This is a genomic window from Selenomonadales bacterium 4137-cl (assembly GCA_032334055.1).
Taxonomy (GTDB): Bacteria; Bacillota; Negativicutes; order Sporomusales; family UBA7701; genus Anaeroselena; species Anaeroselena agilis.
On record JAUOZS010000002.1, the window covers coordinates 1 to 20,181 of the forward strand.

The window sequence follows — 20,181 nt, forward strand, 5'->3', positions numbered from 1 at the left end:
TCAACGGCCGGGGCTTTTTCGCGTTCTTGCGGGGCCGCCAAACCCCGTCGCCGCCTCCCGCCCGCCCCCAGGCAAAAAGTATGTTAAATAATTCTTTTTCCGGCTATATCGCGAAGGATTATGGGGCCATAAGGGTGAATTGTATACTTGGTGTATTCGTGTATACACTTGTTTTTTCGGCGCCCTCCGAGGCGGAAAAACCGACGCTCGTCCGGGGCCGGCCACCCCCTCCGGCCGTCCCCGGTCCGGCCCGTTTCAACCGCCCCGTCGGCCCGAGTGTAATAGTACCGTTACGAAAGGATGGGAAAATTTATGGCTAAAATGAAAACCATGGACGGAAACTGCGCGGCGGCGCACGTGGCGTACGCGTTCACGGAAGTCGCGACCATCTACCCCATCACCCCCTCGTCCACCATGGCCGAGTACGTCGACTCCTGGGCGGCGGAAGGCCGCAAAAACATCTTCGGCCAGACTGTCAAAGTCGTCGAGATGCAGTCCGAGGCCGGCGCCGCCGGCGCCACCCACGGCTCGCTCCAGGGCGGCGCCCTCACCACCACCTTCACCGCCTCCCAGGGCCTCCTCCTCATGATCCCCAACATGTACAAAATGGCCGGCGAGCTCCTGCCCGGCGTGCTCCACGTCAGCGCCCGCGCCGTAGCCGCCTCGGCCCTAAGCATCTTCGGCGACCACCAGGACGTTATGGCCACCCGCCAGACCGGCTTCGCTCTCCTGGCCGAAAGCAGCGTCCAACAGGTCATGGACCTGGCCGCTGTCGCCCACCTCGCCGCCATAGAAGGCCGCGTCCCCTTCGTCAACTTCTTCGACGGCTTCCGCACCTCGCACGAAATCCAAAAAGTCGAGACCTGGGACTACGACGACCTCGCCAAGCTCATCGACCGCGACGCCCTCGCCGGCTTCCGGCAGCGGGCCCTCAACCCTAGCCGCCCCTGCATCCGCGGCACCGCCCAGAACCCCGACATCTACTTCCAGGGCCGCGAATCCGCCAACGAATACTACCAGGCCCTGCCGGCCATCGTCGAAAAATACATGGCCAAAGTCAAGGAAGTCACCGGCCGCGAATACCACCTCTTCGACTACTACGGCGCCCCCGACGCCGACCGCATGATCGTCGCCATGGGCTCGGCCTGCGAAACCATCGAGGAAACCATCGACAAACTCCTGGCCCAGGGCGAGAAGGTCGGCCTGCTCACCGTCCACCTCTACCGGCCGTTCTCCATCGAACACTTCATGAAATACATCCCCAAAACCGTTACCAAGATCGCCGTCCTTGACCGCACCAAAGAACCGGGCAGCGCCGGCGAACCTCTCTACCTCGACGTCAAGAACGCCTTCTACGGCAAAGCCTGGCAGCCCGTCATCGTCGGCGGTCGCTACGGCCTCGGCTCCAAGGACGTCGTCCCGGCGCAGATCGTCGCCGTCTTCGAAAACCTCAAGGCCGCCCAGCCCAAGGACAGCTTCACCATCGGCATCGTCGACGACGTCACCGGCACCTCGCTGCCGCTCGGCGCCGACATCGACACCACCCCGGCCGGCACCCGCGCCTGCAAATTCTGGGGCCTCGGCTCCGACGGCACCGTCGGCGCCAACAAAATGGCCATCAAAATCATCGGCGACAAGACCGACCTCTACGCCCAGGGCTACTTCGCCTACGACTCCAAAAAATCGGGCGGCATCACCGTCTCCCACCTCAGGTTCGGCAAAAAGCCGATCAAATCGCCCTACCTCATCAACAAGGCCGACTTCATCGCCTGCCACAACCAGTCCTATGTAGCCAAATACGACGTCATCGCCGGCCTCAAGCCCGGCGGCACCTTCCTCCTCAACTGCATCTGGGACGACAAAGAGCTCGACGCCCAACTGCCGGCGGCCATCAAACGCTACATCGCCGTCAACAACATAAAATTTTACACCATCAACGCCGTCAAAATAGCCCGCGACATCGGCCTCGGCGGCCGCATCAACATGATCATGCAGTCCGCCTTCTTCAAACTCGCCGACATCATCCCCGTCGAAGACGCCGTCAAATACCTCAAAGACTCCGTCACCGACGAATACGGCAGCAAAGGCGACAAGATCGTCAACATGAACTTCGCCGCCATCGACCAGGGCATCAGCGCCATGGTCAAAATCGACGTCCCCGCCGCCTGGAAAGACGCCAAGGACGCCGTCGCCGCCGCCAAAGCCGTCCCCGAATTCATCAGCAAAGTCGTCATCCCCGTCAACCGCACCGAAGGCGACAGCCTCTCGGTCGGCGTCATCAAAGAGATGGGCATGGTCGATGGCACCTTCCCCAGCGGCACCTCCGCCTACGAAAAACGCGGCATCGCCGTCGACGTCCCCGAATGGCAGCTCGACAAATGCATCCAGTGCAACCAGTGCGCCTTCGTCTGCCCGCACGCCTGCATCAGGCCGGTGTTGGCGAACGACGACGAAGTAAAGAGCGCCCCCGCGGGCTTCACCGTCAAACCGGCCACCGGAGCCGCCGGCCTCCACTTCCGCATAGCCGTCTCGCCGCTCGACTGCACCGGCTGCGGCAACTGCGCCCAGGTCTGCCCCGCCAAGGAAAAGGCCCTCGTCATGCAGCCGCTCGACAGCCAGCTGCCCCAGCAGGACCTGTGGGACTACGCCATGAGCCTGTCTGCCAAGCCCAACCCTATGAACAAAGAAACCGTCAAAGGCAGCCAGTTCGAAACCCCCTACCTCCAGTTCTCCGGCGCCTGCGCCGGCTGCCTTGAGACCGCCTACGCCCGCCTCGTCACCCAACTGTTCGGCGACCGCATGATGATCGCCAACGCCACCGGCTGCTCCTCCATCTGGGGCGCGTCCGCGCCGTCCATGCCCTACTGCGCCGACAAGAACGGCTTCGGCCCCGCCTGGGCCAACTCCCTCTTCGAGGACAACGCCGAATACGGCCTCGGCATGTACACCGCCGTCAAACAGATCCGTGAGCGCCTGGCCGGCAAAGTCGCCGCAGCCATCGCCGTTGCCAGCGGCGACGTCAAAGCCGCCCTCCAGGAATGGCTCGACAAAAAAGACATCGGCGCCGGCACCCGCGAGCGCGCCGACAAGCTCGCCGCCGCCCTCGAAGCCGCCAAAGGCGCAAATCCGCTCTACGCCGAGCTCCTCGAATATCAAGACTCCTTCGTCAAGCGCTCCCAGTGGATCTTCGGCGGCGACGGCTGGGCCTACGACATCGGTTACGGCGGCCTCGACCACGTCCTCGCCTCCGGCGAAGACGTCAACGTCTTCGTCTTCGACACCGAAGTCTACTCCAACACCGGCGGCCAGTCCTCCAAAGCCACGCCCACCGCGGCCATCGCCCAGTTCGCCGCCAGCGGCAAGCGCACCAAGAAAAAAGACCTCGGCATGATGGCCATGAGCTACGGCTACGTCTACGTCGCCCAGGTCTGCATGGGCGCCGACCGTGCCCAGACCCTCAAAGCCATTGCCGAAGCCGAAGCCTACCCCGGCCCGTCGCTCATCATCGGCTACTCGCCGTGCATCAACCACGGCCTCAAGATCGGCATGGGACACAGCCAGCTTGAGTGCAAACGCGCCGTCGAAGCCGGCTACTGGGCCAACTACCGCTACAACCCCGCCCTCAAGGAAATGGGCAAAAACCCCTTCAGCCTCGACTCCAAGGCGCCTACCGCCGACTTCACCGAATTCCTCATGGGCGAGGTCCGCTACGCCGCCCTCAAGCAGGAATTCCCCGACGTCGCCGACCAGCTGTTCGCTAAGACGGCCAAAGACGCCGCCGAAAGGCTCGACAGCTACCGCCGTCTGGCCAAGTCCTGCGACGAAGCCGTCGCCGAAGCCGCCGCCGCAAAGGAAGGCAAATAAAGCCCCGCAACGAGCGAACAGCCTCAGCCCCGTAAAGGGGCTGAGGCTGTCTTCATCCCACCGCCTTTCGCCCGCGGCCGGCGTTCCGGCGCGAGCGATGGATTATTGGTCCGGAATAAGCTATAATACCACCAAAGAAGCCCGGGGCAGGGCGGAAGAGGGGGGAGCAAACATGGAAGCGCTTGAATGCGGGCACTACCTGCGCTCGATAAAACTACTGCGCGGGGAAATAGCGTCGTTCGATCACTATCCCTTTTCCCTGCCCGTCATCCGCAACCTGGATTGTCTGGCGTTTCACCCGCGGGTCACCTTCATCATCGGCGAAAACGGCACCGGCAAATCGACACTGCTGGAAGCGATTGCCGTCGCCTGGGGCTTCAACCCCGAAGGCGGCACGCGCAACTTCAACTTCGCCACGCGCAGTTCCCATTCCCAACTGCATCAGCACATCCGGCTGATTCGCGGGGCGAAAAGACCCCGGGACGGCTTCTTTCTGCGGGCGGAAAGCTTCTACAACCTGGCGACGCAGATAGAAGAACTCGGCGTCGGAGATTCTTACGGCGGCAGGTCGCTGCACGAGCAATCCCACGGAGAAGCGTTTTTTGCCACTTTCATGAACAAATTCAGGGGCAGCGGGCTCTACATTCTCGACGAGCCCGAAGCCGCCCTGTCTCCCATGCGCCAAATGGCGATGATCGCAAGAATCCATGATCTGGTGCGGCAGCACTGCCAGTTCATCATCGCCACCCACTCGCCTATTATTATCGGCTATCCGGACGCGGCCATCCTGCAAATAACCGAAGACAGCATCGACACCGTCGAATACGAAAACACCGAACACTATATTGTAACGAAAGAGTTCATCAACAACCGCAAAAAACTCCTGCCGATACTGCTGGAATAAACTCGCCCGCCCGTCCTCCTCATACCCTTATGCATTACTGACACCCGCAGGTATTGATGGTGCCATTGAATTTGGTAATAGCACATTTTAGCGTCACTTGGCGACATTTAGCAGGATTTTCCCGAAATAGCGCGAAAGTTAATTTATAATGATTATGAACTAATAATACATAAAAGCGATAGCCGATAACTTCACCGGCGAAAAGGAGACGGGAACCATGTTCAACATTTTCAAAAAAAGCGCGCCCTGCGAGGAAGCTCTGTGCATCCTCAAAAACGTCGAGGACAGGATAAGCGGCAAACAGGCCGACCCTGTCCGGGTCGATTACCCCATCCACCAGCGCGTCCTCAGCAACTTCGATAAACTGTTGGCCAGCGAAGCCAAGATGGCCGAAGCCTGCAAAAAAATGCTCGGCACCGTCTCCGCGCTCAGCGAATTCGACGTCAGGATGACCCACTCGTCCTACAGCCTCATGAACTTCGCCAAGGAAATGGCCCTCCTCAGCGAATCCAACCTCGCCATCGTCGAGGAAATCACCGCCAGCATGAACACCGTCAACGACACCATCTCCCAGACCTCCCAGAAAATGCAGCACCTGTCCTCAGCCTCCCAGGCCCTCATCGCCAAAAACGACGAAAGCATCGTCCAGATCGGCGAGATCAACGCCCTCAAGGAAAACGTCGTCGCCGACACCACCCTCATGCGCGAGCAGATCGGCCAACTCGTCGAAATGGCCACCCGGGTCAACGACATTGTCGACGGCGTCGCCGCCATCGCCGAGCAGACCAACCTGCTGGCCCTCAACGCTTCCATCGAAGCGGCGCGGGCCGGCGAGCACGGTCGCGGCTTCGCGGTCGTCGCCGAGGAAATCCGCAAACTCGCCGACAGCACCAAAACCAACCTCAACGACATGCGCGGCTTCGTCCAAAACATCCAGCAGGCCGCCCAGGGAGGGCGGGAGAGCCTCGGCAACACCCTCAGCTCCACCAGCTCCATGAACGAAAAACTCGACAACATCTCGGCCACCGTCGCCGAAAACGTCGTCATGCTCAAAACAGCCGTCAAAGACGTCGAAGACATCTCCGCCCTGATGGTCAACGTTAAGGAATCGGCCCAGCAGGTCAACCAGGCCATGACAATGTCCGCGCAGGACGCCGAAAAGCTCCACGGCATGACCCAGGCCATCCACGACGACGCCGCCCAGAGCGCCGCCAACGCCAAGCAGATATCCAAGATCGACGAAGACCTCAGCGGCATCGTCCGCGACATGGTCTCATCCCTCAACGGCGGCATCCACGCCATCTCCAACGAGGAACTCGTCGCCAACCTCGTCAAAGCCAAGGAAGCCCACGCCAACTGGATGCGCAACCTCAAAAAAATCGCCGACGAGATGAAAACCTACCCCCTCCAGACCAACTCCAAGCGGTGTGCCTTCGGCCACTTCTACCACGCCATCACCATCGACCACCCCGACGTCCTCCGCGAATGGGCCGCCATCGACGCCGTCCACAACGACATGCACGGCATGGGCGATAAGGTGATCGCCGCCGTCGAAGCCGGCGATGCGGCCGGAGCGCAGAGCCAGTACGCGCAGGCCGAGGAGCTTTCCCGCCAGATCGAGGCGCGGATCGACGCCGCCATCCGCGTCATCGAAGGCAAGGCCCGGGCTGGCGAAGCCGTCCTCCGTTACGCCTGAGACCCGTGACGCAAAACCGTCCCCGTTCCCGCAAAAGGGAACAGGGACGGTTTTTTTGCCTTTCCCCGGCGGCGCTTAACGCCCGGCCGCGAACCGCGCCAGCTCCGCGTTGAACTTCTCGCGCTCGTCGTAAAACAGGCCGTGGCCGCTGTACTTAAACGGCACCAGCCTTGAGCAGGCGATGCCCTCGTGTTGGGCCACGCCCAGCGGAAAGTGACACACCCTGTCGTGGATGCCGTGCATGATCAGCGTGGGCACGCGGATCTCGCCGAGATCGGCAAAAAGCCGCTCCTCGTCCAGCCACACCTGCGCCACCGCCGCCGTCGCCCAGCCCGCCGCCTCCAGCCCCATCTGGAAAAACCACTCCATCAGCGGCTGGGTCTTATACTGGAAAAAGAACATATCGCCGAAATCCCTCAGCATCGCCGGGCGGTCGGCAAGCGTCCCGGCGATGATCTTCTCCACAGCCTCCCGCTCCAGGCCGTGAGGGAAATAGGGCCGCCGGATGAGGCTGGGGGCGGCGGCCGCGCACAGGGCCAGCCTGGCGAAGCCGCACCCGTGGCGGGCCATATAGCGGACGGCGATCGCCCCGCCCGTCGAATGGCCTAAGAGAGTCGCGTTTTCCAGGCGAAGCGCCTGCACCACCGCCAGAATATCGTCCGCCTGGCGGTCATAATCGTAACCGCCGGCGGGTTTGTCCGCTTTGCCGAACCCGCGGCAGTCCACGCCGATGCAGCGGTACCCCAGCCGGAAAAGCTCGTCGAACTGATACTCGAACATCCTGTGGCTCGCCGGCCAGCCGTGCAGGAACAAAATCGCCTCCCGGCCCTCCGGGTTGAGCTCCTCCACATACAGCCTCACACCCGGTTCAACTTTTACATAAAACCCCATGCGCCTCGCCTCCGAATTCGTTTATTATCATCCTATTCGGCGCTGGGCGTCGTAGTTACATAAGAACTAATCCACCTGGTTCTCCGCTCCCGCTTAAAGCCAAAAAAACAAACCCGCGCGGCTGCGCGGGTTTGCTCATCATTACACCTTCGTATCTATCCTGGATGCAAACAACACCGGGCCCTTGTCGGCGCCTGGCAGCACCAGCCTCCGGATAACGTCCCTGCCCAGGATTTCGATCTGCTTTTCGGCCTGCGTCGTCAGATAAACCACCAAATCCTCCTCCGCGGTCGGCAAATACCCCTTGATTGTTTTATAGACACACTCGCGGTTTATCATCGAAAACCTCCGCACCAGCCCATAGCCGCCACCATCCGTCAAGTGCAGCCGAATAACTAAAAAAGGCAGGCCGCCGCCTGCGCAAAACAACTATTCTCAGATAGTTGGCGGCTTGGCAGTCATAGACGTATGTCCTTAGACCCATAGCTTTGCGTCCTTATCTTTCGATAAGTTTGCCCATTCGACAAATTATAACAATTATTATTAATTCAATCTTACTACCTGAACATCATCAGTGTCAAGGTACTTCCTAGGAGTTTTTTCCTACGTAACAGGGACTTAAGTCCTATAACAAGAGCGGCGCCCCCTTTTTCATCGGTCGCCGGCAGGTCATGCCTCCCCGGCGGCGTATATAATATAAGTCACCTAAATCCCTGCACTGATGAAAGGCGTTGGTAAAATGAAAAAACTCGCACCATCCATCGACGAATGGCTCAAAGAAGCGAAAGCCCATCCGTCGGCCGCAAGGGTAGGCATGTATCTCGTCCATAACGGCGTCGTCCGCCAAACGCCCAAGGCCCAGGTCCGCCAGGGCATCGACGACGGCTCGCAGGTCACGGGAATGGAGTTCGCCTACGACGCAGCGAAAGTCGACGCCGCGGTCGCGGAAACCTATAAAATGGCGGGCATCTTCTACATCAAGGTCTGGCTCAACGAAGGCCGGCTCGACCTCGGCGACGACATAATGTACATTCTGATCGGCGGCGACATCCGGCCGCATGTCGTCGACGCGCTGCAGACCCTCGTCGAAAAAATCAAAACCGAATGCGTCACCGAAATCGAGCAGAAACATTAGCGGCTGCGAAATTCCGGCCCCCTCGCCCCGGGGCCCCAAAGACCCGCGGCAATATGCAAAGGGTCTTCGGGGCCGTTTCCGGCAGCGAACCGGCGGCGCGAACGCCGATTAGTCGGTTTCTTCCGGCAGCGGTTCGTGCGTCAGCTTGAATAACGCCGCCGAAAACTCCGCCACATGCTCCTTCTCGTCATTCATAAGCATGCAAAAGTGAGCTTTTACCCGGTCCTCCTCGGCCTCGTTCATGTAGCGCTGATACTTATTGATCGCGTGCAGTTCGTCCTGAATGGCTTTCGTAATGCAGCGTATCGCCGGAAGATCCTTCTTATTCGGCGGTACGACCTCCACATCCGCTTCTTCCTGGGCCTTTTTACTCGCAGTCCATTTTGGCTTCGGGCGTTTCATCACTAAGAAGCCGAGGTCTTCCTCCTTAAGCATTGCCGCCTGCACGGGATCAAACAGCGAAATCAGCCGCATTGTTTCGACATAATGCTGCATCTCATCTTCGGCGACATCAAGAAAAAGTTCGTCCAGGCACGTCTCCGCGGCACAGGTCAGATAGTCGGCAATCGCCCCGCGCTCGTCCGCGGCCGCATCTCTAAGCAAATAAAGGTCAGGATGATTGGGGCATTCATCCATGTCCGGCTTGCAGGACGACGGCGAGCAGCCATATCCGGCTTTGGCCGGGTAACAGGTGGATTTAGGCACAGTCATTCCTCCCGTATTCTTTCTTGATATATGATATGTCGCGTAGTTGGCCAAAGTGTTCCCAAGCGACCGGACGCCCCCGCGCTTTTTTCGTCGGTCCGGCAGGAGGCTTAGAGCCACCCCGTGGCGTATGCTATAAAATACTGATGTATCAGGCTTCGTTCGGATTATATGGAGGGAGAAAAAACATGCAAGACAGCGACAGGGACATACTGAATCAATATATCTATGTACTATCGCGTCTGTCCGATATAGTTCCGGCAGACTACGGCGTGACGGTCGCGGACTGCACGACCTGCCTTTTCTACAAGCCGGCGAAAAACCTTGATCTCAAGGCCCCGGTAGGGCAGTCGCTAAGGGACGGGAGCGCGATCAAAAGGGCTATCGATGAAAAGCGGCGCATATTTACCAAAATCGATAAATCGGTCAGAGGCATCCCTTACATCGCGCTGGCCAACCCTCTGTACAATGACGACAACCAAGTCATCGGCGCCGTTACCATTACCCAGTCGGTCGAGCTATACGACAGCTTTAAAGAAATGGCGACGACGCTGACCGGGGCGATAAGCTCGCTGGCGGCGACCAGCGAAAAGATCGCGGCGCAAAGCGAGGAAATAGCGGCCGTCAGCCAAACCCTGACAACCTCCACCAAAGAATCCCAGCAAAGTGCCCAGGAAACGGACAAAGTGCTCGGCCTGATAAAAAACATAGCGTCGCAAACAAACCTGTTGGGCTTAAATGCGGCGATCGAAGCGGCGCGGGTTGGTGAACAAGGCCGGGGCTTCGGCGTGGTTGCCGAAGAAATCCGCAAGCTCGCTGCCGGCAGCACCGATTCGATCAAGCAAGTCGAGAACATCATCAAAGAAATTAAAGAAACAAGCACGTCATCATATCAGCACGCGGCGCATATTGAAGGAACGATAGCCCAGATCGCGGGCGCCATCGAGCTTATCGCCTCCTCCATCCAGCAGATAAGCGTGATGGCCGAAAAACTGGATCATACCGCCGAAGGCTTCATCGACAGTTGATATCCCGGACAGCCTCCGTCCTGCCAATCCGGAAGACAGCAAACCCGCGAGCCTCGCGGGTTTTGCCCGGGCAGGGCCGGCGTATACTATTAGTGCCGCCGATATTGGCTGAATACATACTAAGGGGGACTCGTATTGACGGCGCTAAAGAAGGTGGCCGTTTTTCTTATGATTATCGGCGTCGAGAAAGGCCAGAGAATTTTTCAATTGATGGACAACAGCGAAATCAAAGCCGTCGTTCCCGAAATCCGGGGGCTGACGGCAGTCACCCGGCAAACGCAGGAAACCGTCTGGGCCGAGTTTAAAGACTTGGGCTACGAAGATAATATGAACCCCGCCGAGGCGCTGGACATCGTCCGGCTGCTGTTCAACGGCCGCAAGATCGGCGGGAAGGCCGGAAGAGGCTAGAGTGGGTTACGCCCGCTCTTTTTTGTTTGTACCCATACCCTTTGCGGGGGAAGAAAGCTCCGGCTCCTGTCCGGCTTAGGTTTTGCGCCTAAAGCGATTGGCTCTTGAGTGAAACCGACGGGCGTCAAAACGAAACCCAACGCGTCAGCAAGGAATTTGTCGAATAAAGGCGAATTGGGAAAAGTATATTTACGTTGCCTTAAAATGGATCGCGCTGTTGATTGCCGGCAAGGAAGTGATGATCAATTAACACAATGCTTGCGCTTCAGTTGAATATATTTATGGTTATATTACTGTCTATCGTTGCCGGACACGCATATTCCAAGCTTGATAGAAAAAAGCAAGTCCACCGGTTGTTTTTTTTGTTAATACTCTTAACTCTGTTAACATTGGTATTGGAAATCCTGAGTGTGGCGTTAAATTCCGGTTATTATCCCAATTTTATTGTTGCCCATAAGCTGGTTGATACATTAGGGTTTGCATTGTCGCCGTTAGTACCTATTTGTGCCGTGTCATACGTATATAAGAGAACGAACAAATATAAAAAAGTGAATAGCAAAGCTTTTTGGCTGGCTATCCCGTTCTTTGTAAATGGCATCATATCAGTTGGCAGCTTTAGTTTTGACTGGATATTCAGCATAACTCCTGAAAACGTGTACGTTCGGGGGCCGCTGTTCTTTGTTTCACCGCTAACCTATTACTTTTATTACACAGTAAACTTAGCGGTCTTATGTGCTGCCCGCAAGAAGTTTAGCAAGGAAGAGCTGCTTATACTCGGCATGCTCACGATAATTCCTGCGGTGATGTCTGTCTTTCAGTTGTATTACTTTATTTTTTTGACCATCTGGAATAGCACGGCCATTGCCGTGATAATTAACTATATTTTTATTATCCACAGTCAGACGAAGATTGACCCGTTAACGGGCCTGAGGAACCGTGTCGCGTATAACGAATACATTGAAGGTTTGCGAGGGAAAAGAAATATAGTTTTATCGGTAGTGACTATCGACCTGGACGACTTCAAAAGCATTAATGATACCCATGGTCATCACGAGGGAGATAAAGTATTGCGGATATTCGCCGGGCAGTTAGAAGACATATTTGAAGGGAAAGGAGTTCCCATCCGCTTGGGTGGTGATGAGTTTGTCGTCTTGCTCGACGAGAACCAAAGAGCTGTGGTAGAGACGTATATAAAAATACTGAACGATAAGATCAATGCTTATAATTTGCGAAGCGAACTGCCTTATCGGATTAAATTCAGCTATGGCCTGACGGTATTTGACGACAGGTATAACAGCGTGGATGAGCTTATCCGTCACAGCGACAAGCTTATGTATATAGAAAAGCAGCGAAGAATCGACGGGGATAATTAAACGACAACCGGCATGAATGAAATTACTCCGAGCGCCAGGATGCAAAGAGCGGAATACCGCTCTTTTTTGTTTGTCCCTTCCTTCCCGTTGCGAAGCCTGCCACGCGTCGGCACGGCTCGCGGTATCGGTTCACGGACAAAGATTCTCTGGCCCTCCGCGGTCGGGAAAACCAAATTATTTTTCCTTAATTTTGAAAAATATCAATAATTTACAAGGAAATTATTGGTAAATGTCGAAGAAGTTCTTACATATAGAAAGGGTGTGAAGCCTCTTGTTGTCTTTCGGTCGTGTCACCGTCCGGCTTACCGCGGTCGTCCTCTGCTTGGCTATCGTCTTTTCCTCCGGTGTCGCCCAGGCGTTCAGCTTTTCGACAACAACCTCCCGCGCCGTCAATCACGCCTACATACCCGCCGGCACAATCGTCCCCTGCGAGCTTATCACGCCCCTCAACTCGGGCCGCAACTACCAGGGCGAGCGGGTGCTGTTCAAAACGACCGGCGCCGTCCAGGTCAACAGCGTCACGGTCATCCCCATCGGCGCCGCCGGGGAAGCGATTGTCTCCGAGGTCAAAAAGGCCGGGGCCTTTGGGAAGGGCGGCAAGATCGCGATAACGACCCGCTCCGTCAAGGCTGTCAACGGCGTCGATGTTCCGGTGGCCTTCAACCTTGAAAAAAGCGGCGGGGGAGAAGGCGGCTGGGTAATTCCGGCCTTCCTCGTGATATCGATCTTTGCCGGCTTTGTCCGGGGCAAGAACCAGGACCTTCCCGCCGGCACGAGGTTCAGCGTCGCGGTGGAGAGCGATTACGACCTGGGCTGCGAGCCCGATCAACTGGCGGAAGTGATGATCGACCCCAACAGCAGGAAAACGGCCGTCGCGCCGGCAGCCCCCCAGAAAGCCGCCGTGCCCGACATCATGACAGTCGACCAAGCCGCCGCCTACCTTCAGGTATCGCCCGAAACGGTGCACTACCTCATCAACGAGGGCAAACTGAGGGCCATCAAAGTCGGCGACGGCTACCGCATCAAGAAAAGCGACATCGACAACATGTGACGGGAACGAAAAAGCCACGAGTGATCGTGGCTTTTTTGTTTGTGCCGATACCTTTGCGGGGGCGCAAACGCCCGGCTCCTGTCCTCCGGCCGAACGCGCCGTATGGCTCGCGGTTTCGCCCGCCGGCGCCGTCGTCAACTGTCGTCCGTGACAGATGACTCCTCTCGCGGCCGTCCATGGCCGCTCGCGCCGCATGCTCACCGCTTCGCCAACGGCGCGTACCAGCCTCCGCAACGTCGCCGTCGTTTGCGCCCCCGCAAAATTGAAAGAAACACATTACTTTTTAGTGACCAAAAAAGAATTGAGAAAGAAGGGAATGTAATTATAGAACAGAAGTGTCAGTAGGGAAATGAATTTTACGGAAGGTAAAAATGGCGAAAGATGAAAGCATACGATGGCACATTTATTCATGGTATTGACCTAAAAAACTGGTATCCCGTACATAATATTTCTCTAGCTGGTTCTCTCATGTCACCTGATTATTTGGCTTTGATTGATTCTGGAATTGGCGCAAGTCATCTTAGCTTAAGAGAGGCATCCCTATCAGATATTTCAAATGCGAAAATTCCTTCTGGGGCTGTAACACCTCGATCTGTGCAAACAATAATTATGGCTTCAATTATTAAGAGCACAGGTGGGGTGGGCTTTGGTTTAACCAATACGCAATCGCTTATGACTTCGGAAATGCAAGAAGTGTTACTAAAAGCAAATGTCGAATTAGAATTTGAGAGACTTAGGCGCATAGTCGCTTCTGACGCTGCAAGTCGCTTATCCTGCATATGGGTTGCTGAAAATAACCGAATCGGAGAGGCTCATATTAGAAAGATGCTGGGAGTTTCAACATATATTGTTTCTGTCGATATTCCTGAAGCTCTTCGAGTAACCAAGGTGGATACGGACTGGTTTGATTTATACTGCCATGATCCAAAAGAAGAATATATTCATAAATATTGGTCGTCATTAGAATGCACAAGTATTCCCAAATGGGAGTTTCTGGTTGAAGGCATAGTCAGGCTAACTGAGGAGAGACAGATAGATTATATTAAAAAGTTTGGTGCAAAAATCCCGTAGGATGACCATATAAATTGAAGTATGACTTGAAGGGTATGGACAACTTTTTGTTCCCAAAAGGATTGAAGGTTTTTTCCTTTTAGAGCGGGTACCCCCGCTCTTTTTTCATTGCCGGGAGGTTGAGCGCCCACTCCCGGCGTATATATAAAAAATTACCAACAACCGGGAGTGATTACCCTTGGATCATCTTTGGCTTGTTTTCGCGCTGTTGTCGGCGGGGACGGCGGCGTTGGTGGCGATTTTCGGCAAGATAGGGTTGCAGGGTATCGACGCCAATACGGCGACCGCGGTGCGGGCGGTTATCATGGCTTTGTTCCTGGTCGGCGTTGTGGCTTTCCAGGGGACGCTGAAGGACATCCCGGCCATCATCGCCGACCGGAAGGCGATTACGTTCATCGCCCTGAGCGGTGTGGCGGGGGCGACGTCGTGGCTGTTCTACTTCCTCGCCCTCAAGTACGGCAACGTCTCCCAGGTCGCCCCCGTCGACAAGCTCAGCGTCGTCATGGCCACCGTCATCGCCGTCCTCTTCCTCGGCGAAAAAGTCAGCCTCCTCGGCGGCGCTGGCGTCGTCCTCATCGCCCTCGGCGCCATCCTCGTCGCCCTCGGCTGACAGCCTGACCGGTACCGCGAAAAGATAAGAGCGCCGTCAAAACTGACGGCGCTCCCGTATCCGGTTCGCTTATCCCTTACTTCACCCTTGTCCAGGTTCCCACGACCACCATCGAATCGTTGTCGTTGGCGTGCTTGTAAAAGTAATCGATCCTATCGTTTTTGCTGTCGTATGTACCATCGTTGAACCCGTCCTCATCGACGCAGTGGATGGTCTTATTGTCGTAGCCGATCACCCCGGCGAAGTTTTCCGCGACCTTGCCGGTTTGCTTCGTCCCGTAAAAGATTCTGCCCTTCTGCTCCGTTATGACGATCTTCATATCAGGAGCCGAGCTGCCGATGGCTTTTATTCTCCCTTCCTTGTCGAGAGTATCGTTCGCCCGCCCGTGCTTAACCGCATCGTTCCCCTTTAACAGAGCCACGCCCTCGGACGCGACCGTCCAGGTCCCTACCAGATTGGGGATCGGATTGGCGAAACAGACCGACTGACCCAGTACGAACACGAGAAGAGTGATACCAAGCAGCACTTTTTTCATAATACGACCCCTTTCGTCAAAAAAGTAAAATACTGCTTATAGTATACCGTCAACTGGCAATTATTTCAACCGAGCCCTCCCGCCGACCCGGTCGGGGTGACGGTACCCCATAAAGCCGCTTACACGCGAACGCCCAACAACAGCAAAGGAGTGAAACCTCATGCGAATCCCCATTTATCAGGTCGACGCCTTCACCGCCGAGCCCTACAAAGGCAACCCCGCGGCCGTCTGTCTCCTCGACAAAGCGGCGGACGAGGCGTGGATGCAGTCCGTGGCCGCCGAAATGAACCTGTCCGAAACCGCCTTCATCTTCCCCGAAGGCGACGGCTACCGGCTGCGCTGGTTCACGCCCAAAAGCGAAGTCAAGCTCTGCGGCCACGCCACCCTCGCCACCGCCCACGTCCTCTTCACGGAAAAGGGCGTGCCGCGCGATAAGCCGATCAACTTCCACACCCTGAGCGGCCTGCTCACCGCCCGCTATGCCGACGGCCTCATCGAGCTCGACTTCCCCGCCTCCCCCGTGGCCCCCTGCGAAGCGCCGCCAGGGCTTGTCGAGGCTCTCGGCGTACGGCCGGTCTTCGTCGGCCGCGGCGACGAAGACTATCTCGTCGAAGTCGCCACCGAGCAAGAGGTCCGCGCCGCCGCTCCCGACTTCGCCCGCCTCGTCAAAACGCCCTGCCGGGGCGTCATCCTCACCGCCCCGTCCCGCACCGGCGATTACGACTTCGTCTCCCGCTTCTTCGCCCCCGCCGTCGGCGTCAACGAAGACCCCGTCACCGGCTCGGCCCACTGCCGCCTCGTCCCCTACTGGCAAAGCAAGCTCACCAAGGAAGCCTTCACCGCCTACCAGGCCTCGGCGCGGGGCGGCTTCCTCAAAGTCGCCGCCAGAGGCGACCGCGTCAGCATCCGCGGCCACGCCGTCACCGTCCTCGCCGGCGAACTGCTGGCCTAGCCGCCCTTCGGGGCCGAAACGCCCCTTAATATGCATCAAAGCCTCAACCATAGGGTTGAGGCTTTTTCATGTTGTCGCACCTGATAATTTCTCTCGCCGCCGCAAAAGCTATCAGCCAGAAAGGAGCGTTAAATATGACGAAAAAGAAAATCGCCAATATCCCCTTCGGGCCGTATATCGCCGTCCTCGCCGGGGCCACCGTCAACGGCAAGCCCAACTACGCCACCCTCGGCGCCTACGGCGTCGTCAGCCAGCGGCCGGTGCTGTACATCTCGCTGAAAAACTCCCACTACACCACAGCGGGCGTGGTCGAGAACGGCTTCTTCAGCGTCAACGTCCCGGCCTCGGCAGATGTCGCCAAAACCGACTACTGCGGCACCGTTTCCGGCAAAGACATCGACAAGTCGGCGGTGTTCGAGTCCTTCTACGACGAAGCGGGCAACGCGCCGCTGATAAAGGAGTGCCCGATCAATTACCTCTGCAAGGTCATCCAGACCATCCCCATCTTCGACTTCACGATGTTCCTCGGCGAGATCGTCGCCGCCTATGCGGACGAGGACTGCCTGGAGAACGGGGTGCCGGACGCCCTGAAAGCGAAACCGACGATGATGATGGCTTTCGGTTATTTCGATATCAAAGACAGAATAGGGACAGTATTCAAAGCCTGCGGCGGCAGTCGCCCTCACTCCCCGTAAACCTGGATCAGATTCCCGCAGGTGTCGTCGAACAAGGCAATCGTGACAGGGCCGGCTTTGGTCGGGGTCAGGGTAAACGTCACGCCCAGCTTTAGCAGGCGGTCATACTCCCCGGCGACATCGTCGCTCGCGAAAGCGGTCGCCGGTATGCCCTGGTCGCGGAGCGCCTTCTGGTAAATTTGGGCCGCCGGGTTGCCGTTCGGTTCGAGGACGAGCTCCGCCTCGTCGGGCGCTTCCGGCGACACCACCGTCAGCCATCTGGCATCCCCCAGCGGGATGTCGTTTTTTTTCTCAAACCCCAGCACCTCGGTATAGAACTTCAAGGCTTTCTCTTGGTCGGCCACGAACACGCTGCTCAGTTTAATTTTCATGCTTGTCCTCCCTATGCTGTGAAAGGCTGGTGGCTTTCTTGTATCGGGGGATAGTATGTTAATGCAGTACCTCCACAACGCCCTTCGTACCATCCACCCTTATCCTGTCCCCGTCGTGGATCTTCTCCGTCGCCTCGTCCACTCCCACCACCGCCGGGATGCCGTACTCGCGGGCCACCACCGCCCCGTGGGTCATCAGCCCGCCCACCTCGGTCACCAGTCCGCTGGCTGAAACGAACAGCGGCGTCCAGCCAGGATCGGTGAACGGCGCCACCAGGATATCGCCCCGCTCCAGGTCGGCCTCCTCCAGCTTCGTCACCACCCGCGCCCGGCCCTCCACCGTCCCCGCCGACACCGCCATCCCCGCCAGCGCCCCAGGCGGCAGGTCGCGCGGCGCATACGAGCCGGCGAACATCTCGCCCTCGCTCGTCATCACCCGCGGCGGCTTCAGCTTCTCGTACTCCGCGTACTTCTCCCGCCGTGCCGCGATTATTCTCTTGTCTGCCCGGCCGGTCGCCACCGCCGCCGTCAGCTCTTCCAGCGTCAGGTAAAAAACATCCTCCGGCTGCTCGATCGCCCCCTGGGCCGCTAAAGCCTCCGCCTCCTCCATGATCGCCTTCTTGCACTCGTCCAGCAGGCTTACCATCAGATATTTCGGATACTCCCTCAAACCGATGAACTCCCGGTACGTCCGCGCCAGCCGGCCCATAACCCGTGCTTTCATCCCGCCGGCCAGCCTGCGTTTCAGCCGCCGCCTCAGCTCCTGCGCCGCCCGCTCGGCGTCCGCCTTCCCCTGGGCGAACTTCCGCCGGTGCTCGCCCGGCTCGGTGCTGTGGATATGGCTGGCGATCGCCGGCACCAGCTGCGTCGGCCGCTCCCGCCAGCGCGGGCGGGTAATGTCGATCTCGCCCGGGCAGCGCATACCGTACTTGCGCAGAAAACTCTCGAACGCCGGCCGGATGGCGTCGCCGCCCTCCACCCGCCCCAGGCCTTCCAGGAAAGTTGCGTCCTCCGCCGTCTTCATATACGCCAGCGCCGCGGGGTAGGGGCGGATTACGTCCGCCAGGTCGCCCAGCACCAGGCCCATCTCGGACGACACGTTCCCCGGCGCCGACTTCGTCAGCTCGTCCAGCGGCGACGGCTCGCCCAGCCAGTACCGAGCCAGCCAGCCGATCAGCATCGACGCCATCCAGGCCGTGAACACCGGCGGCCCGATTTCCTCCATAAACGCATCGAACCCCATGCTGAAACTGTCGGCGATATACTTCAGCCGCTCCTGCCCCGGCCGCCTCGCCAGCTCGCGGCGCAGCTCGCCGACAAGCTGAGCGCAGAGCGCCTCCGTATCCGGGACCTTTATCTTATCCTGCAAAAGCAACTTCGGGACCGCCCCGGCCATCATCGCCAGGCTCTTCGTCATATAGGACTTCCCGCCTTTGGCCCGCTTGCGCGGCTGCAGCGAAGCGATAAAATCGCGGCGGCGGAGCACCTCGGCGATCGCGCTCGCGATCAGCGCGTCCGACTTGCTGTACATCGCCGGCGCCGTCTTGCGCCCCAGCCACGACGCCAGCGAATCGGTGATATCGATATACATCCTTCCCCCCGCGGCCACCGGCACCCAGCGATTGTCCACCGCCTCCATCGTATTCTCCCAGATCGACATCCCCAGCGGTCTGATCGGATCGGTCATCATCTGCACATGGCCGAAGGACACGTATACCCCCGGCGCGTCGCCGGCCGTCTCCGGCAAGGGGTAGAGCGTCGTTATCGGCCGGCTCTGCACGATGTAAAACCGCCCCCCGGCCCGCGCCCACTCGATATCCTGCGGCGCGCCGAAATGCTCCTCGATCTCCCGGCCCAGCGCCGCCAGCTCCGCGATCGCCGCGTCGGGCAGCGCCTGCTCGCGCTGCCGCCCGGCGGGAACCTCCCGCTCCTCCGTGCCGCCGTCCGCCAGCGGGTATATCGCCAGCTTCTTGGCCGCCACCTGCCGCTTCACGATCCGTCCGCTCCGCACCTTGTACAGGTCGGCGCTCACCAGCCCCGACACCAGCGCCTCCCCCAGCCCGAAGGCCGCGTCGATCGACGCCACCCTGCGGTTGCCGCTCACCGGGTCGGCGGTGAACATTATCCCCGCCACCTCCGGGAAAACCATCCGCTGCACAACCACCGCCAGCCGCACCTTGCCATGATCGAAACCGTTCTTCGCCCGGTAGGCGATCGCCCGGTCGGTGAACAGCGACGCCCAGCACCGCTTCACATGGTAAAGCAGCTCGCCTTCCCCTTTAACATTCAGATAAGTATCCTGTTGGCCGGCGAACGACGCCCCCGGCAGGTCCTCGGCCGTCGCGCTCGAACGCACCGCGTAGGCGTGCCCGGCTCCCGCCCGCCGCCAGGCGCGGACGATTTCCGCCGCCACTGGCGCGGGGATGGCCAGGCTCTCCAAATGGGCGCGGATGCGGCCGCCTACGGCGCGGATCTCCGCCAGCGCCCCGGGGCCCACCCGGCCCAGCTCGGCCAGCAGCGCCGCGAACTCGCCGCTCTTGGCCGCAAATTCCTCATAGGCCTCCGTCGTCACGCAGAACCCGGCCGGCACCGCCACCCCCGGGATGCGGCACAGCTCGCCGAGGTTAGCCCCCTTGCCGCCCGCACGGGCCAGGTCAGTCTTGCCTATCGCCGCGAAATCCAGCACATACCTGTCCATCGTCGTCCTCCCTCCGGGATCGTCCGCTAATAGCCTTCCCGGCCGCGGGGCAAAAATTGCCCCCGACGGCCCGAACCCCGAAGAAGTACCTCGCCATTGTCGCCGGCAGCGGCGTGAAGACCGTCAAAGGCCATGCGCGGCATAAGTAGGAAATGCCGGATCTTTGCCGAATAATGCAACAAACGCCCCTCAGA

At 58.6% G+C, this 20,181-nt stretch carries 18 protein-coding genes and 1 riboswitch; of the genes, 12 read left to right on the top strand and 6 right to left on the bottom strand.

Features of this window, described 5'->3' with window-relative positions:
- The first annotated feature begins 312 nt into the window (after window positions 1-312).
- The 3 genes from nifJ (at window position 313) to Q4T40_22325 (ending at window position 6,464) form a co-directional block, all read left to right on the top strand.
- Window positions 313-3,864: a pyruvate:ferredoxin (flavodoxin) oxidoreductase gene (gene nifJ / locus Q4T40_22315; GenBank protein ID MDT8903977.1), complete on the top strand. Its 3,552-nt coding sequence runs from the start codon at window positions 313-315 to the stop codon at window positions 3,862-3,864.
- A gap of 172 nt (window positions 3,865-4,036) precedes the next feature.
- Complete coding sequence (locus Q4T40_22320; GenBank protein MDT8903978.1) at window positions 4,037-4,768, top strand: AAA family ATPase; 732 nt, start codon at window positions 4,037-4,039, stop codon at window positions 4,766-4,768.
- Window positions 4,769-4,985: 217 nt separating this feature from the next.
- Window positions 4,986-6,464: a methyl-accepting chemotaxis protein gene (locus Q4T40_22325; protein ID MDT8903979.1), complete on the top strand. Its 1,479-nt coding sequence runs from the start codon at window positions 4,986-4,988 to the stop codon at window positions 6,462-6,464.
- Window positions 6,465-6,539: 75 nt separating this feature from the next.
- On the opposite strand, the gene Q4T40_22330 is transcribed toward Q4T40_22325, so the two are convergent.
- Entirely contained in the window at window positions 6,540-7,355 is an 816-nt protein-coding gene (locus tag Q4T40_22330; GenBank protein MDT8903980.1) for an alpha/beta hydrolase, read from the bottom strand.
- 141 nt (window positions 7,356-7,496) lie between these two features.
- On the bottom strand, window positions 7,497-7,694 hold the full coding sequence (locus tag Q4T40_22335; protein MDT8903981.1) for a hypothetical protein: 198 nt from the start codon (window positions 7,692-7,694) through the stop codon (window positions 7,497-7,499).
- Window positions 7,695-7,797: 103 nt separating this feature from the next.
- Window positions 7,798-7,882: riboswitch (cyclic di-GMP riboswitch) on the bottom strand.
- Between the two features lie 212 nt (window positions 7,883-8,094).
- Here Q4T40_22335 and Q4T40_22340 point away from each other — a divergent pair.
- Window positions 8,095-8,490 carry a molybdenum cofactor biosynthesis protein MoaE gene (locus Q4T40_22340; GenBank protein ID MDT8903982.1) on the top strand — a complete coding sequence of 132 codons (396 nt, stop codon included), beginning with the start codon at window positions 8,095-8,097 and terminating at the stop codon, window positions 8,488-8,490.
- 108 nt (window positions 8,491-8,598) lie between these two features.
- Here the strand turns inward: Q4T40_22340 and Q4T40_22345 are convergent, their stop codons facing one another.
- Window positions 8,599-9,195 carry a ferritin-like domain-containing protein gene (locus tag Q4T40_22345; GenBank protein MDT8903983.1) on the bottom strand — a complete coding sequence of 199 codons (597 nt, stop codon included), beginning with the start codon at window positions 9,193-9,195 and terminating at the stop codon, window positions 8,599-8,601.
- A 188-nt stretch (window positions 9,196-9,383) separates the two neighbouring features.
- Here Q4T40_22345 and Q4T40_22350 point away from each other — a divergent pair, with 188 nt between their 5' ends.
- The 6 genes from Q4T40_22350 to Q4T40_22375 all read left to right on the top strand — a co-directional run bounded on the left by Q4T40_22350 (window position 9,384) and on the right by Q4T40_22375 (window position 14,736).
- Window positions 9,384-10,223, top strand: coding sequence for a methyl-accepting chemotaxis protein (locus tag Q4T40_22350; protein ID MDT8903984.1), 840 nt, complete (start codon window positions 9,384-9,386; stop codon window positions 10,221-10,223).
- A gap of 135 nt (window positions 10,224-10,358) precedes the next feature.
- Window positions 10,359-10,631 (top strand): hypothetical protein, encoded by a 273-nt coding sequence (locus Q4T40_22355; protein ID MDT8903985.1) that lies wholly within the window; start codon window positions 10,359-10,361, stop codon window positions 10,629-10,631.
- Between the two features lie 410 nt (window positions 10,632-11,041).
- Window positions 11,042-12,004, top strand: coding sequence for a GGDEF domain-containing protein (locus Q4T40_22360; protein MDT8903986.1), 963 nt, complete (start codon window positions 11,042-11,044; stop codon window positions 12,002-12,004).
- 271 nt (window positions 12,005-12,275) lie between these two features.
- Entirely contained in the window at window positions 12,276-13,055 is a 780-nt protein-coding gene (locus Q4T40_22365; protein ID MDT8903987.1) for a helix-turn-helix domain-containing protein, read from the top strand.
- Window positions 13,056-13,436: 381 nt separating this feature from the next.
- Entirely contained in the window at window positions 13,437-14,126 is a 690-nt protein-coding gene (locus tag Q4T40_22370; GenBank protein MDT8903988.1) for a hypothetical protein, read from the top strand.
- A 178-nt stretch (window positions 14,127-14,304) separates the two neighbouring features.
- On the top strand, window positions 14,305-14,736 hold the full coding sequence (locus Q4T40_22375; GenBank protein ID MDT8903989.1) for an EamA family transporter: 432 nt from the start codon (window positions 14,305-14,307) through the stop codon (window positions 14,734-14,736).
- 76 nt (window positions 14,737-14,812) lie between these two features.
- On the opposite strand, the gene Q4T40_22380 is transcribed toward Q4T40_22375, so the two are convergent.
- Complete coding sequence (locus Q4T40_22380; GenBank protein MDT8903990.1) at window positions 14,813-15,271, bottom strand: hypothetical protein; 459 nt, start codon at window positions 15,269-15,271, stop codon at window positions 14,813-14,815.
- Window positions 15,272-15,431: 160 nt separating this feature from the next.
- On the opposite strand from Q4T40_22380, the gene Q4T40_22385 reads away from it, so the two are divergent.
- A complete protein-coding gene (locus Q4T40_22385) occupies window positions 15,432-16,223 on the top strand; it encodes a PhzF family phenazine biosynthesis protein (protein ID MDT8903991.1) in 792 nt (263 codons plus the stop codon).
- Between the two features lie 134 nt (window positions 16,224-16,357).
- Window positions 16,358-16,918, top strand: a complete 561-nt coding sequence (locus Q4T40_22390) for a flavin reductase family protein (GenBank protein ID MDT8903992.1) — start codon at window positions 16,358-16,360, stop codon at window positions 16,916-16,918.
- Here the strand turns inward: Q4T40_22390 and Q4T40_22395 are convergent.
- A complete protein-coding gene (locus Q4T40_22395; GenBank protein ID MDT8903993.1) occupies window positions 16,906-17,289 on the bottom strand; it encodes a VOC family protein in 384 nt (127 codons plus the stop codon). The genes Q4T40_22390 and Q4T40_22395 overlap by 13 nt on opposite strands.
- 58 nt (window positions 17,290-17,347) lie before the next feature.
- Window positions 17,348-19,987 carry a rifamycin-inactivating phosphotransferase gene (gene rph / locus Q4T40_22400; protein MDT8903994.1) on the bottom strand — a complete coding sequence of 880 codons (2,640 nt, stop codon included), beginning with the start codon at window positions 19,985-19,987 and terminating at the stop codon, window positions 17,348-17,350.
- Between the last annotated feature and the right edge of the window lie 194 nt (window positions 19,988-20,181).